The sequence below is a fragment of the Burkholderia sp. KBS0801 genome (assembly GCF_005937855.2).
GTDB classification, from domain to species: domain Bacteria; phylum Pseudomonadota; class Gammaproteobacteria; order Burkholderiales; family Burkholderiaceae; genus Burkholderia; species Burkholderia ambifaria.
This window is the reverse complement of sequence record NZ_CP042177.1, coordinates 2369384-2382911: the sequence shown is the minus strand read 5'-3', so window position 1 is coordinate 2382911 and position 13528 is coordinate 2369384. Positions and strand designations below refer to the sequence as shown.

The 13528-nt window shown below is 70.1% G+C and carries 12 protein-coding genes and 2 pseudogenes; 7 read left to right on the top strand and 7 right to left on the bottom strand.

Going from position 1 to position 13528, the window contains the following annotated elements:
* Window positions 1-32: 32 nt before the first annotated feature.
* Window positions 33-773: pseudogene (locus tag FFI87_RS11255) on the bottom strand (fatty acid desaturase); the annotation flags it as partial.
* Window positions 774-1049: 276 nt separating this feature from the next.
* Between FFI87_RS11255 and FFI87_RS11250 the strand changes: the two are divergent.
* Window positions 1050-1724, top strand: a pseudogene (locus FFI87_RS11250) (helix-turn-helix domain-containing protein); the annotation flags it as partial.
* Window positions 1725-1808: 84 nt separating this feature from the next.
* Here FFI87_RS11250 and FFI87_RS11245 read toward each other — a convergent pair.
* A complete protein-coding gene (locus tag FFI87_RS11245; protein ID WP_138847434.1) occupies window positions 1809-2858 on the bottom strand; it encodes a lactonase family protein in 1050 nt (349 codons plus the stop codon).
* Window positions 2845-4206, bottom strand: a complete 1362-nt coding sequence (locus FFI87_RS11240) for an MFS transporter (RefSeq protein ID WP_138847435.1) — start codon at window positions 4204-4206, stop codon at window positions 2845-2847. The genes FFI87_RS11245 and FFI87_RS11240 overlap by 14 nt, the downstream gene beginning before the upstream one ends.
* A 192-nt stretch (window positions 4207-4398) precedes the next feature.
* On the opposite strand from FFI87_RS11240, the gene FFI87_RS11235 reads away from it, so the two are divergent.
* From FFI87_RS11235 to FFI87_RS11225, 4 genes are all read left to right on the top strand, one after another.
* Window positions 4399-4905: an SDR family NAD(P)-dependent oxidoreductase gene (locus FFI87_RS11235; RefSeq protein WP_244097106.1), complete on the top strand. Its 507-nt coding sequence runs from the start codon at window positions 4399-4401 to the stop codon at window positions 4903-4905.
* A complete protein-coding gene (locus FFI87_RS34825; RefSeq protein WP_244097105.1) occupies window positions 4857-5066 on the top strand; it encodes a hypothetical protein in 210 nt (69 codons plus the stop codon). Before FFI87_RS11235 ends, FFI87_RS34825 begins: the two co-directional genes overlap by 49 nt.
* Before the next feature lie 17 nt (window positions 5067-5083).
* On the top strand, window positions 5084-6064 hold the full coding sequence (locus FFI87_RS11230; protein ID WP_138847436.1) for an acetyltransferase: 981 nt from the start codon (window positions 5084-5086) through the stop codon (window positions 6062-6064).
* A gap of 263 nt (window positions 6065-6327) precedes the next feature.
* On the top strand, window positions 6328-7830 hold the full coding sequence (locus tag FFI87_RS11225) for a cryptochrome/photolyase family protein (RefSeq protein WP_138847437.1): 1503 nt from the start codon (window positions 6328-6330) through the stop codon (window positions 7828-7830).
* An 8-nt stretch (window positions 7831-7838) separates the two neighbouring features.
* Here FFI87_RS11225 and FFI87_RS34820 read toward each other — a convergent pair whose 3' ends face one another.
* The 3 genes from FFI87_RS34820 to FFI87_RS11215 all read right to left on the bottom strand — a co-directional run bounded on the left by FFI87_RS34820 (window position 7839) and on the right by FFI87_RS11215 (window position 10460).
* Complete coding sequence (locus FFI87_RS34820) at window positions 7839-7961, bottom strand: hypothetical protein (RefSeq protein WP_041489831.1); 123 nt, start codon at window positions 7959-7961, stop codon at window positions 7839-7841.
* The gene (locus FFI87_RS11220; RefSeq protein ID WP_138847438.1) at window positions 7952-9184 is read right to left on the bottom strand and encodes an MFS transporter; all 1233 of its coding nucleotides are present in this window, start codon (window positions 9182-9184) and stop codon (window positions 7952-7954) included. Before FFI87_RS11220 ends, FFI87_RS34820 begins: the two co-directional genes overlap by 10 nt.
* 334 nt (window positions 9185-9518) lie before the next feature.
* Window positions 9519-10460 carry a LysR substrate-binding domain-containing protein gene (locus FFI87_RS11215; protein ID WP_138847439.1) on the bottom strand — a complete coding sequence of 314 codons (942 nt, stop codon included), beginning with the start codon at window positions 10458-10460 and terminating at the stop codon, window positions 9519-9521.
* 117 nt (window positions 10461-10577) lie between these two features.
* Between FFI87_RS11215 and FFI87_RS11210 the strand changes: the two genes are divergently transcribed.
* Together FFI87_RS11210 and FFI87_RS11205 are read left to right on the top strand one after the other, a co-directional pair.
* Window positions 10578-11636 carry an alpha/beta fold hydrolase gene (locus FFI87_RS11210; RefSeq protein WP_138847440.1) on the top strand — a complete coding sequence of 353 codons (1059 nt, stop codon included), beginning with the start codon at window positions 10578-10580 and terminating at the stop codon, window positions 11634-11636.
* A 142-nt stretch (window positions 11637-11778) separates the two neighbouring features.
* Entirely contained in the window at window positions 11779-12534 is a 756-nt protein-coding gene (locus tag FFI87_RS11205) for a 4'-phosphopantetheinyl transferase family protein (protein WP_138847441.1), read from the top strand.
* 21 nt (window positions 12535-12555) lie between these two features.
* Here FFI87_RS11205 and FFI87_RS11200 read toward each other — a convergent pair whose 3' ends face one another.
* Window positions 12556-13476, bottom strand: a complete 921-nt coding sequence (locus FFI87_RS11200; protein WP_138847442.1) for a glutamate/aspartate ABC transporter substrate-binding protein — start codon at window positions 13474-13476, stop codon at window positions 12556-12558.
* Window positions 13477-13528 lie beyond the last annotated feature (52 nt).

The following is a 13528-nucleotide window of genomic DNA, read 5'->3' as shown; positions in this document are numbered from 1 at the left end:
GGGGGCGCCGAGCCGAGCCCGGCGCGCCGCCGTTACGCGTCGACCCGCTGCACGCTGCGCATCCCGCCATCCGGGCGATACGCGCCCCAGCGATTCGCCCGCCTGAACGTGCCGACATCGTTGAACCGCACGCCGACTTCACGCAGCGCCACATGCGCGGTTCGCGCGGTCAACTACCGGATGTAGAACGGATCGCGCACCACGAAGTGATGGATCGCGTGCGTGCTGCCGAAGTTGAAGCAGAACAGCTGGAACGGCAGCATCCACCACGGGTTGAGCACCTGAGTCTGCTGGATCACGTTGCGCGAATCGATGTCGCCGAAGTAATGCATGTTCGAGCTGACGAAGTTGATGCAGAAGCTGCGCACGAAGTTCGGCCCGAGCCACACGACCGCAAGGAAATCGACGACGTGCATCACACGCTCGACGACGGCCGGCACGGTTGTCGCATGGCCGAACGCATGCAGCGCGAACAGGCCGACGTGATGGACGATGAACGCATGCCACAGCGCGTAGTACGCGTGACCGACCGGCATGTAGGACGACACCTGCTCGACGCGCAATTGCACGCGTTCGGACGCATCCTGCACCGGCTGCGCGGCGACGTACTGCCTGACCTTGCGGCGCATCGCATCCGGCCGCAACACGACGGCGAGCATCCCGTCCGCGATCATCAGCAGCCGCTTCACGCCCCAGCGTTCACCGTTGGTGATGCCGAATTCCTCGAGATCCGATTCGCCGCCCGAAACCTCGTGGTGATGCAGGTGCATGCGGGCTGGCTCATCGACCGGAATCCGTGCGGAAAGAGTGGGGCGCAATGCCGATGTGACAAGCATAGGCGCACCCCGTTGCGCACACGAGGGCCGTCGGTGCCAATGATGGTGTCATTTCGGGCCACGATCGCGGTCGCGACGCTGCCCGATGCGGCCCCGCGCGGCTAGAGTGCCGTCGTGGTGTCATTACGGGCCAGCAACGCTACAATCCGCCGAAACTGCACCGGAGTCCGCCGTATGGCCCTGTCCGCCCCGGATGCCGCACGCCAGCTGAACTTTTCGGTGCGGCTCACGCAGCTCGACGGGATCGTCGACGTCGACGTGCTCGAGGCGTTTGCGCTCGGCCGGCTGCGCCAGTTCGCGGTGGAAAACTTCCTGGTCGAGACGGCGATCCTGTTCAACTCGCTGCTCGATCCCGCGCCGGGGCGCACGCTGCAGTCGCGTGCGGAGCTGCATTTCGAATGGCCCGAGCCGCCGTGGTTCGCGCGCTATCGCGCACGGCTGCCGCGCTGTCATTTCGACGCGAGCGCGAACCGCATCCGCTGCGACGCAGCGCTGCTCGACGAGCCGATCGGCACTGCGAACGCGCAGACCGCGCAGATGATCGTCCAGCAATGCGAGGCCGAGCTCGCGCGGCTCGGCTATGCGGAAAGCATCGTCGAGCGCGTGCGCAACCTGCTGATCTGCGGTGACGCCGGCTATCCGTCAGTGGACGACGTCGCGCGCGAACTGCACGTATCGGCGCGGACGTTGAAACGCAAGCTCGCGGAATTCGGCGCGACGTATTCGACGCTGCTCGACGAGATCCGGCTGCGCGATGCGCTCCGGTTGCTGGAAGGCACGCGCCTGCCGGTCGACGAGATCGCGGCGCGGGTCGGCTATACCGATCGCGCGAATTTCACGCGCGCGTTCAAGCGCTGGACCGGCGTCGCGCCGAGCGAGCGGCGCTGACGGCGCGCCGGGCGGCGCGGGCCGCTGTCGACCGATGCCGACCGTGCGCACGGCATCGATCCATCGGTCATTCGACAATCAGAATCAGACGATCGCAACCCAGTTCGCGCCGCGCCCACCGTGCACGCGCGCGTGCAACGCCAGCGTGCCGTCGTTCGGCGCGATCGCGTAGACCGACACGTGTTCCGACTGTTCGCCGCACGCGACGAGCCAGCGTCCCGACGGATCGATTGCGAAGCCGCGCGGCTGCGTTTCGGTGAGCGTCGCGTGCGCGGGTTCGAAGCTGCCGTCCGCGGCGCGGCGATAGCAGAGCAACTGGCTGGACGTGCGTTCGCTGACATACGCGAAGCGCTCGTCGGGCGTGAGGTGAAGATCGGCGGCCCACACGGCGGGCCCGGTCGGCGCGGGCGGGCGCGCATGGCCTTGCGGGAGGTCGGCGACGGCCGCGTGCCGCGCGCTGACCTGCGCGTCGCCGAGGCGGCCGCTGTCGGTGTCGCGTGTGAAGGTCGCGAGCGTCGCCTGGAATTCGCTGACCGCGACGAGCGCGCGGCCGTCGCGCACGAAGCGCAGGTGACGCGGCCCGAAGCCGCCCGGCACGCGCGTTTCGCCGTGTTCGAGCGCACGCAGGCCGCCGGCATCCTCGACCAGCGCGAACGTGAAGATCCGGTCGGAGCCGAGCGAACTCACATACGCGAAGCGGTTGTCCGGCGACACGACGACGGCATGCGCATTCGCGATGCCGTGCACGACCTGCAGCGGCGCCCCGTCGCCGTCACGCACGCGTGCGGCGTCGTAGAGGCTCAGCGAATTGCCGCCGTACGACGCGCCGAGCAGCCAGCGGCCGCTGCGGTCGAGCGACAGGTACGCAAGGCTCGCGTCGATCGCGGTCGCGCCGATGCGGGCAAACGCGCCGGTGGCGCTCGCGACGCGGAACGCGACGATCGTCGGCTGCTCGCCGCGCGTCGCGACGTACAGCCGCGCGCGATCGGCCTGCACGGCGACGGGCATCGCGGCGTCGCCGGCCGGGTAGCGGGCGAGCGGCGCGAGCGCGCCGTCGGACGTGAGCGAGAACGTGGCGAGGTCGCCGTCGACGGCATTCGAGACGACGACGGTCAGGCGATCAGTGTTCGGCATGGCGGAGCATCGCGGTGTTCGTGAAGGACTCGTCGGCCGGCAGGCCGCGCGGCGGATCGCTGCGCCGGTGCGTGCGCGCGAACAGCGCGGCGACCGCCGCGACGAGGGACGCGATCGCGAGCGCATACAGGCCGCCCGTGATCGAACCCGTATGTTGCTTCAGATAGCCGAATGCCGTCGGCGCGACGAAGCCGCCAAGGTTGCCGATCGAGTTGATCAGCGCGATCACGGCCGCGGCCACGCGCGTGTCGAGGTAGCCCTGCGGGATCGGCCAGAACAGCGCCGACGCGGCCTTGAAGCCGAGCGCGGCGAAGCAGATCGACGCGAAAGACCAGACGGGATCGTGCGACGTCGACGCGAACAGCCCGCACGCGGCCAGCACCAGCGCGAACGACAGCCAGCGCTGCGGATGCTTCCACTTCGCGGACAGCACCGCGAAGCCGTACATCGCGCCGATCGCGATCATCCACGGAATCGTGTTGTAGAGGCCGACCTGGAAGTCGGTGAGGCCGCCCATCTTGCGGATGATCGTGGGCAGCCAGAAGGTGGCCGCGTAGATCGTCAGCTGGATCGCGAAATACAGGAAGCAGAACAGCATGATCTGCGGGTCGCGCAGCAGCGTGGCGGCCGACACGTGCACCTTCGAACGCACGTCGCGGGTCGCGCGCTCTTCATCGAGGGCGTTCTGCAGCGCCGCGCGTTCGTCGGCGGTGAGCCACGTCGCGTCGCGGATGTGCGATTTCAGCAGCAGCCAGCTCGCGCCGCACAGCGCGACCGAGAACATTCCCTCGATCAGGAACATCCACTGCCAGCCCTGCAGGCCGAAGCCGTGGATCGACAGCAGCGCGCCGGTGACGGGCCCGGACAGGACCGACGCGAACGCCGAGCCGCCGAGGAAGATCGCCATTGCCTTGCCGCGTTCCTGCGGCGGCAGCCATTGCGACAGGTACAGCACGACGCCGGGGAAGAAGCCGGCCTCGGCCGCGCCGAGCAGGAAGCGCAGCGCATAGAACGACGTGTCGTTCCACACGAACGCCATCGCGGCCGCGACGACGCCCCACGTCGCCATGATCCGCGCGAGCCAGATGCGTGCGCCGTAGCGCTGCATCAGCAGGTTCGACGGCACTTCGAACAGCGCGTAGCCGACGAAGAACAGGCCGGCGCCGAGCCCGTACGCGGCCGCGCCGATACCGATCGACGCTTCGAGGTGGCGGTCGACGAAGCCGACGTTCACGCGGTCGATGTAGTTCGCGATGAACATGATCAGCACGAGCGGCAGCACGTGCCACTTCACTTTCGAAACGGCGGACGCGAGCGGGTCGCGTCCGGGCAGGGCGGGTGAGGTCAAGGGTGTCTCCGGTCGGGCGGCGAACGGGGCGGCGGCCCGCGTCGGCGTCGGGATGGTGATTTAAGTAGTATGTCGTCGTATGACATGGTACGCCGGAGCATCAGGCGTGACGTCGCGGGTTTACCCGGAATATGCCCATATATTGGGGAATATCATGAGAGAGTCGCCGTGCTCGATCACATCTGATGACGTATGACGTGGGACCGCAAGTGCCGGCTCACCACTGGCGGCGTCGCAGGCGCCGTGCTGACGGTGCGTACCGCCATCGCCGAGCGCGCGCAATGCCGGCAGCTCGCGACCCAGGCGATCGAGCGCTTCGGCCGGATCGACGCGCTCGTGAACAGCGCGTTCGTGCACGGCACGTTTCCGGAGGCAGTCGAGGACGCCGATCTCGACGGCTGGCGCGCGGTGTTCGACACCAACGTGTTCGGCACGATGACGCTCACGCAGGAAATCGTGCCGCACATGAAGCGGCAGAAGCGCGGCGCGATCCTGATGATCAACACGCAGGCGACGCGCAAGCCATTTGCAGGGGAATCGGGCTACGCTGTATCGAAGGGCGCGCTCGCGGTCGCGGCAAAATACCTGGTGCGCGAGCTCGGCGTGCACGGGATCCGCGCGAACAGCATCCACATGGGTGGATGTGGGGCGTGCCGACGCAGACGTATTTCCGGCAGGCGGCAGCCGAGTACGGGATAACGGAGGAGGAGATCATTGCGCCGGTCGCGTCGAACATCGCGCTCGCGAAGCTGCCGACCGACGACGACTGTGCGCGCGCAGCGCTGTTCCTTGCGTCGGATTACGTGAACGCGGTGCCCGGCGCGACGCTGGATGCGAACGGCGGCGATTTCATGCCCTGAGGAGGGAGCAGAGAATCATGCAGGAAACTCGGCAGGCACGGCATTTCTTCGCGTTCAACGGCGACGCGGACGGCCTCTGCGCGTTGCAGCAGCTGCGGCTCGCGGAGGGCGCGGGCGGCACGCTCGTGACCGGCGTGAAGCGCGACATCAAGCTGCTCGAGCGAATCCACGTGCGGGCCGGCGATCGCGTGACCGTGCTCGACGTGTCGCACGACCAGAACCGCGACGCATGCGCGCGGCTGCTGCGCGACGGCGCGGCGGTTCGCTATTTCGATCATCACTTCGCGGGCGCGTTGCCGGGCGATCCGCGTTTCGATGCGTATATCGACACGGCCGCCGACATCTGCACGAGCGCGCTCGTGAACCGCTATCTCGGCGGCCGGCACGTGCGCTGGGCGATCGTCGCGGCGTTCGGCGACGAACTGCCGGCGCTCGGCGACGCGCTCGCGCGCGAATACGGAATCGACGAAGCCGAACGCTGCACGCTGGCCGAGCTCGGGCTCTACCTGAACTACAACGCATACGGCGACTGCGTCGCCGACCTGCATTTCGATCCGGCGGTGCTGGCCGATGCGATGCTGCCGTGCGTCGATCCGCTCGACTTCGTGCGCGACACGCCGGTGTTCGCCGCGCTGCGCGACGGCTATCGCGACGACATGGCGCGGGCATGCGCGCTCGTGCCGCTGCGCGACGTGCCGGGCGCGACGCTGATCAGGACGCCGGATCAACCCTGGGCGCGGCGCGTGTCGGGGATGCTCGCGAACGAGCGGATGCGCAACGCGCCGCATGCGGCGCTCGCGGTGCTGTCGCCGCGTGCGCAGGGCGGGTTCGTGGTCAGCGTGCGCGTGCCCGACGGCAGGCCGCTTTGCGCCGACGAGTTCTGCCGCGGTTTCCCGACCGGCGGCGGACGCAAGCGCGCGGGCGGTATCAACCATCTGCCGGAAGCCGAGTTCGACGCGTTCGCCGAGCGTTTCGAAGCGGCGTTCCGGCTGGACTGAGCCGCGGCCCGTGCGCCGCGCGCGTCGCGCCGCTCCGGCCGGTTGCGTCGGCGAGCCCGGCACGCGCGAGTCGATCGCGTCACGCGTGAACCTCGACGAAGAATCGTCGGAATGGACTAAGGCGTTTCAGCAGGCCGGCAATCCGGCGATCCGGCGTCGGCACGCGATGCACGTGCGGCCGGCGCATGCATTGCATGCATCGACATCGCACGAGCCTCCCGCGACAATACGCATCACTTTCAGTTTCCTGCCGCGAGGTGCCCGTGTCAGCCAAGTCGTCCGTTGCTCCTGCCGTCGTATGGTTCCGCGACGATCTGCGCGTGACCGACCAGCCCGCGCTGACGCGCGCAGTCGCGTCGGGCCGGCCGCTCGTATGCGTGTATGTCGACGATACGGGCGACGGGGCGGGGCGTGCGCTCGGCGGCGCGGCGCGCTGGTGGCTGCACGGCGCGCTCGCCGCACTCGACGCGGCGCTCGGGCGTCATGGCGGACGCCTGCTGCTGTTGCGCGGCGATGCGCAGCGCGAGATCGAGCGCGTCGTGCACGACACGGGCGCGGCGGCCGTGTACTGGAACCGCCGCTATGCGCAGCCGCAACGCGACGCCGATGCGGCGTTGAAGGCGTCGCTGAAGGCGCGCGGCCTCGAGGTCGAGAGCAGCAACGGCAGCCTGCTGAACGAACCGTGGGAAGTGATGACGGGCGCCGGCACGCCGTTCCAGGTGTTCACCGCCTACTGGCGCGCGGTGCGGCGCGATCGCTTGGTGGCGGCGCCGCTGCCCGAACCGGAGCGGATCGCGTTTCATCCGTGGCCGGCCGCTGTGCGCGAACGCGCGGTGGCGCTCGACACACTCGCGTTGCGCCCGCACGCGCCGGACTGGGCAGGCGGTCTGCGCGACGCGTGGCCGGCACCCGACGAAGCCGGCGCGCACGCGCGGCTCGACGCGTTCGTGCACGAGTCGCTGGCCGGCTACGCCGACACACGCGATCGACCGGGCGAGCCCGCGACGAGCCGGCTGTCGCCGTTCCTGCGCTTCGGCAACGTGTCGCCGCGACAGGTGTGGCATGCGGTGCAGGGTGCGGCACAGGCGGGCGGCGCGGCGTGCGCGGCCAGCGCGGAGAAATTCCTGAGCGAGCTTGGCTGGCGCGAATTCAGCCACGTGCTGCTGTATCACTTCCCGGCGCTCGCGACCGACAACTTCCGCGCGCAGTTCGACGCGATGCAGTGGCGCGACGATCCGGCCGCGCTGCGCGCATGGCAGCGCGGGCTGACCGGCTATCCGCTCGTCGATGCGGGAATGCGCGAGCTGTGGACGACCGGCTGGATGCACAACCGCGTGCGGATGGTCGTCGCGTCGTTCCTCGTCAAGCATCTGCTGATCGACTGGCGGGCGGGCGAGCGCTGGTTCCACGACACGCTCGTCGATGCGGACGCCGCGAACAACCCGGCGAACTGGCAATGGGTGGCCGGCTGCGGGGCCGACGCCGCGCCGTATTTCCGCATCTTCAATCCGGTGACGCAGGGCCGGAAGTTCGATCCGCAGGGCGCGTACGTGCGCCGCTGGGTGCCGGAACTCGCGGGCCTCGACGCGGCGGCGATCCATGCGCCGTGGGAGGCGTCCGCGGCGCAGCTGGCGGCGGCCGGCGTGCGGCTCGGGCTCGACTATCCGGCGCCGACCGTCGATCACGACGGCGCGCGCCGTCGTGCGCTCGATGCGCTGGCCACGTTGCCGAAGCCGGGCGCCGCCGGCCAGCCGCGCGCGGTGTAACTGCCGCGTCAATTGCAGAACGCCGCGTGCTCGACGAGCGCGAGCGCGATGCCCGAATCGAAGTAGGTCGCGCCGCACCACGCGACGAACGCGAGCACGCCGGCGGCCAGCACCGCACGGATCATGCCCATGCGGCGTTGGCCGAGCCGGGGCGCGCGATGCGCGCGTCGTCGATCGGCAGGTGCAGCAGCGCGGCCAGCACGCCGAGCGTGATCGAGCCGATCCACAGCGGCAGGTACGAATGCGTCGCGTCGTACACGAGCGCGCCGAGCCACACGCCGAAGAAGCTGCCGAGCTGGTGCCCGAAGAAGACGAAACCGAACAGCGTCGCGATGTAGCGCACGCCGAACACCTGCGAGATCACGCCGTTGGTCAGCGGCACCGTGCCGAGCCACGTGAAGCCCATCACGGCCGCGAACACGTACACGCTCGCGGGCGACAACGGCGCGGCAACGAACGCGGCCATCGCGAGCGCGCGCACGAGGTACAGCACGGACAGCACGTACTTGCGCCGCAGCAGGCCACCGAGATGGCCGCACGCGTAGGTGCCGGCCACGTTGGTCAGCGCGATCAGCGCGAGCGCGACGCTGGCATGGCGCGCGGGCAGCCCGTGATCGAGCAGGTAGGCCGGCAGGTGGGTCGCGATGAACGCGAGCTGGAACCCGCACGCGAAGAACCCGGCATTCAGCAGCCAGAAGCCGCGGTGCGCGAACGCTTCGCGCACGGCCGCCGCGATCGACTGGTCGGTGCCGTCGGCACGGCTCGCGGCCTGCGCGGGCCGGTCGCGCACCAGCACGGCGAGCGGCGCGAGCAGCGCTGCGACGACGGCGAGCGCGACGAATGCATGCTGCCAGCCGATGCCGCCGATCAGGACCTGCGCGACCGGCACCATGCAGAACTGGCCGAGCCCGCCGATCGCGCCGGCGACGCCGAGCGCCCAGCCGCGCCGGTCGGGCGGAAACAGCCGGCTCAGCGCGCCGTAGATCGACGCGAAAGCCGACCCCGACAGCGCGATGCCGATCACGAGCCCCGCACCGGCCGTGAACACACCGATCGACGCCGCCAGCGCCATCGCGACGAGCCCGGCCGCGTACAGCAGCATGCCGGCGACGATCACGCGCACCGACCCGAAGCGGTCGGCGATCATCCCGGTCAACGGCTGCGCGATGCCCCAGATCAGGTTCTGCAGCGCGAGCGCGAGACCGAACGCTTCGCGCGACCAGCCGTGGTCGAGCGTGACCGGCGCGAGGAACAATCCCTGTACGTGGCGGATGCCGAGCGCGGCGCCCATGAGCAGGCCGCCTGCCAGTACCGGCAGCCAGCGCCGCCGAGCGTCTCGTTCGATCGGGGTCATGCGTGTCTCCGGATGAATGCGTGCGGCGCGATGGCCGCGTTCGATCCGATTAGACGATCCGGTCGATGTGTCGCTCAAGCGATCATTCGGTCGGGTTCGCATGCGCGTTGGGAATGCGATGCGAGGTCGCGCGCGATGCCGGTGAGGAGGGCGAGAAGGGCGAGAAGGGCGGCGCGGGCTGGGTGCGAGGAGTCGCTGCCGCGCAGCCTGTCGGCGTGACGCGCGAGGCTGAGGCGGTGGTTACGGCGTCGGTGCATCGCCTGCGGCAGCGCGATCCGTCGCACAACGATCGCCGCCGCATCGGCATCGACTCGACGCGGAAAATCGCGCGCGGCTACCGCTGCGCCACGTCGTACGCGCGCATCGCCGCGTCGCACTCGGCCGCTTCGGCGAGAATCCAGTCGCGCACGTCGGCGACTTCGCGGCGCGGTGCCGGATCGTGCCGGAACAGCCAGTAGCCATATGCATCGGACGCCGCCTGCGAGCGCGGGCCGAGCACCGTGAGCCGGCCGTCGGCGAGCATCGGCGCGACGAGCGCGAGCCGTCCGAGCGCGACGCCCTGGCCGGCGATCGCGGCGTGGATCACCTGGTCGTACTGGTTGAAGCGCAGCACGCCCTTGGGGCGCGCGTCGCCGAGCCCGGCCGCGTGCAGGTGCGCACGCCATTGCAGCTGCGTTTGCGGCGGTCCGTCGAATTCGAGCAGCACGTGGTCCGCGATTGCGGCCGCGTCGGTGACGGGCCGGGCGGCCAGCGCGGGGTGCGCGACCGGCACGACGATCTCGTCGAACAGCCGCACCGCGCCGGCCGGCGCGCGCTCGCGCGGGCAGTAGCGGATCCCGAGGTCGATGTCTTCCGCGCGCAAATCGAGTACCTTGTCGTTCGCGGCGACGCGCAAGTCGACCTCGGGCAGGCGCGCCTGCAGGCGCCCGAGTCGCGGCAGCAGCCACAAGGCGGTCACGCCGATGCTCGCGGTAATCGTGACGGGCTGGCGCTCGCGCGCGGCGGCGAGCGACGCGACGGTGTGCTGCAGGCTGAGCAGCGCCGCATCCGCGGCGCGGAACAGCCGCTCGCCTTCGGGCGTGAACGCGATCTTCCGATAGCCGCGCTGCAGCAGCGCGACGCCGAGATGCGCTTCGAGCGCATGCACCTGGCGGCTGATGGCCGACTGCGTGACGCACAGGTCCTGCGCGGCGAGCGTGATGCTCATGCGGCGGCCGACGGCGACGAAGCCGCGCACGAGGTCCAGCGACGGGAGACGGACGAGCGGCGTTGACATGCGTAGGGCTCATGCGAACGGAGCAGCAAGATTGGTTGAGAACACCGGGCGCGTCAAGTTCAATGGAGGCTGCAGACGGGCGGGCGCCGGCGCAGGGGGTGCCGCACAGGAGACAGGATGACGATTTCGAACGAAGCAGACGGGACGGCGCACGCGGCCGAGCAAGCGCCCGGGCGGGCGGCGGACGCATTGCCGCCGCAGCCCGTGACGCTGACCGCGGCCGACGGCTACGCGTTGCGCGGCTACGTGTGGCGCCATCGCGGCGGCGGTGGTGCCGTGCGGCCCGTGACGGTCATCAATTGCGCGACGTCGGTGCGCTGCGACTATTACTTCCGCTTCGCCGCGTGGCTGTTCGCGCAGGGGCGCGACGTGCTGGTCTACGACTATCGCGGGATCGGCGGATCGCGCCCCGCGCGGCTCGCGACGCTGCGCGCGAACTGGCTCGACTGGGGGCGGCTCGATTGCGAGGCCGCGCTGCAGTACGCGCGCGACGCGTTTGCGGGCCAACCGCTCGACGTCGTCGCGCACAGCATCGGCGGCTGCGTGCTCGGGCTCGCGGCGTCGAACGCGTGCGTGCGTCATGTGGTGACCGTCGGCGCGCAGTATGCGTACTGGCGCGACTATCGACCGCAAGAGCGGCGGCGCATGTGGTTGAAGTGGCACGTCGCGATGCCGGCGCTCGCGGCCGTGTTCGGCTATGTGCCCGCGAAACGGCTCGGCTGGATGGAAGACACGCCGCGCGGCGTCGCGCTGTCGTGGGTGCGCGCGCAACCGCGCTTCGAGGATGCGTACACGCACGGCCCGCTCGCCGAAACCGCGGCCAGCCGCGCCGCGTTGCCGGCGCGCTTCGCGCGGCTGTCGGCGTCGATGCTCGCGATCGGCCTCGAAGACGACGGCTTCGGCACGGTCGACGCGATCGAACGGCTGGCCGGCTACTACACGGGCAGCGACGTCACGCATCTGCGGATCGCGCCGCGCGACATCAGCGTCGATGTGATCGGCCACTTCGCGTTCTTCCACAGCCGCTTCACCGACACGCTGTGGCCCGTCGCGTTGTACTGGCTGCAGCACGGCGCGCTGCCGGCCGATGCGCCGGGCCACGTCCACGCGCGCCATCCGGCGCAGCGTGCGCGGCTGGCGGGAAGCGGCGTGCCGGGTGCCGTCGCGCAAGGCTGACCGCGCCCGCAACCGGGTGGCCGCGTCGATGCGGCGGTCGCGCTGGCTGCCCCTGGCGACGATGCCCGTCGCGACACACCGATCCGCGTCCGACGCGATCGATTAACATCGGACGTTTGATCCGACTGCCTGCCGCGTGCCGATGTCCGTTCAGCCCGATTCCGAGATTTCCGCCGACCTGTCGCACGCGTGGCGCGTGCACCTGCTCGACCTGCCGCCTGCCGCGTCGCGTGCCGGCGTGCAGGTCGCGCGCATCGATTTCGACTGGCGCGTGCCGCTCGCGTCGCCGGCCTATGCGGCATTGAGTGACGCCGAGCGCGCGCGTGCCGCGCGCTATCTCCGACACGAGGATGCGGTGCGCAGCGCCGCGACCCGCGCCGCGCTGCGCGACGTGCTCGGCGCGGCGCTCGACACGGCGCCGAACGATATCGCGATCGTCGTCGATGCATCGGGACGGCCGTCGCTGGATCCCGCGCATCGCGCATCGCTCGATTTCAACGTCTCGCACGCGGGCGATCACGCGCTCATCGCATGGGCAGGGACAGGGCGCGTCGGCGTCGATATCGAAAGCTGCAACCGCACGACCGACTGGCGCGCGCTCACGGCCGAAGTGTGCGCGGCCGCCGAAGCCGCGTATCTCGATGGCCTGCCACCCGGCGCGCGTGCCGACGCGTTCATGCGCGTGTGGTCCGCGAAGGAGGCGCTGCTCAAGGCGCTCGGCATCGGCATCGGCGGTGGGCTGCGCGCGTTCGCCGTCGTGCCGCCGCGCGATGCGGCGACGCCCGCGACGACGATCGTCGAGCCGGCCGCGCCGGCGGCCGGCGTGGCCGCATTCGACGCGCGCTGGCTCGACGCGGCGCCTGGCTACGCGGCCTGCGTCGCGTGGACGCGCGCGTGAGCCGAGGTCACCGCGCGATGCTCACTCGAGCGGCGCATCGTTCGGCGCCGCGTAGCGCGTCCTGATCACGTCGCTCATCGGGAAGTCGAACGCGAGCCCCTTCGGCGGCACCGGCTTCATGAACCACTTGTCGTACAGCGCATTGATCTCGCCGCTCTTCATCAGCTGCACGAGCACGCCGTCGACGAGCGCCTTGAACTGCGGATCGTCCTTGCGCAGCATGAATCCGTACGCTTCCGACGACTGCGGCGTGCCGACGATCGCCCAGTCGGCCGGTTTCGCCGCGAGCTGGCGCACACCGGCGAGCAGCACGTCGTCCATCATGTAGGCGGCCGCGCGGCCCGATTCGAGCGTGAGGCGTCCTTCGCCGTAGTCCTTCGCGCTGATGATCTGCATGTTCATCTTCTTTTCCTCGTTCATCTTGCGCAGCAGGCGTTCGGACGTCGTGCCCTGGTTCGTCACGACCGTCTTGCCGGCGAGATCGGGGAAGTCGCGGATGCCCGAGCTCGTGCGCGTGAGCAGGCGCGTCGTCGCGACGAAGAAGGTGGTCGAGAACGCGACCTGCGCGTGGCGCGCGGCGAGATTGGTGGTCACCCCGCATTCGAGATCGACGGTGCCGTTCTGCACGAGCGGGATGCGGTTCTGCGACGTGACCGGGATGAAGCGCACCTGCAGGTCGGGCTTGCCGGTGCGCGCCTTCACGGCGGCGATCACGCGATCGCACAGGTCCTGCGAGAAGCCGATCACCTTGCCGCTCGCGTCGACGTAGGAGAACGGCACCGACGTTTCGCGGTGGCCGATCGAGATCAGGCCGGCCTGCCGGATCTTCTCGAGCGTGCCGGACAGCGGCTGGGCGGCGAGCGCCGTGCCGCACGCGAGCGCGCAGGCGGCGACGAGCAGCCTGCGGCCGAAAAGGGCGGTCAACCGGGGCGGGATGGTCATGGCAGGTCTCCGAAGGCGGATGGCGGGAAAGGGTGGATTCGTATGTTGCCAA

Bases quoted from the DNA above. Each gene is read 5' to 3' on its own strand.
- FFI87_RS34820 (WP_041489831.1), bottom strand. From the start codon at position 7,961: ATGGGCATGATCCGTGCGGTGCTGGCCGCCGGCGTGCTCGCGTTCGTC.
- FFI87_RS11230 (WP_138847436.1), top strand. From the start codon at position 5,084: ATGCAGGAAACTCGGCAGGCACGGCATTTCTTCGCGTTCAACGGCGAC.
- FFI87_RS11205 (WP_138847441.1), top strand. From the start codon at position 11,779: ATGTCCGTTCAGCCCGATTCCGAGATTTCCGCCGACCTGTCGCACGCG.
- FFI87_RS11200 (WP_138847442.1), bottom strand. From the start codon at position 13,476: ATGACCATCCCGCCCCGGTTGACCGCCCTTTTCGGCCGCAGGCTGCTC.
- FFI87_RS11210 (WP_138847440.1), top strand. From the start codon at position 10,578: ATGACGATTTCGAACGAAGCAGACGGGACGGCGCACGCGGCCGAGCAA.
- FFI87_RS11245 (WP_138847434.1), bottom strand. From the start codon at position 2,858: ATGCCGAACACTGATCGCCTGACCGTCGTCGTCTCGAATGCCGTCGAC.
- FFI87_RS11215 (WP_138847439.1), bottom strand. From the start codon at position 10,460: ATGTCAACGCCGCTCGTCCGTCTCCCGTCGCTGGACCTCGTGCGCGGC.
- FFI87_RS11235 (WP_244097106.1), top strand. From the start codon at position 4,399: ATGACGTGGGACCGCAAGTGCCGGCTCACCACTGGCGGCGTCGCAGGC.
- FFI87_RS11220 (WP_138847438.1), bottom strand. From the start codon at position 9,184: ATGACCCCGATCGAACGAGACGCTCGGCGGCGCTGGCTGCCGGTACTG.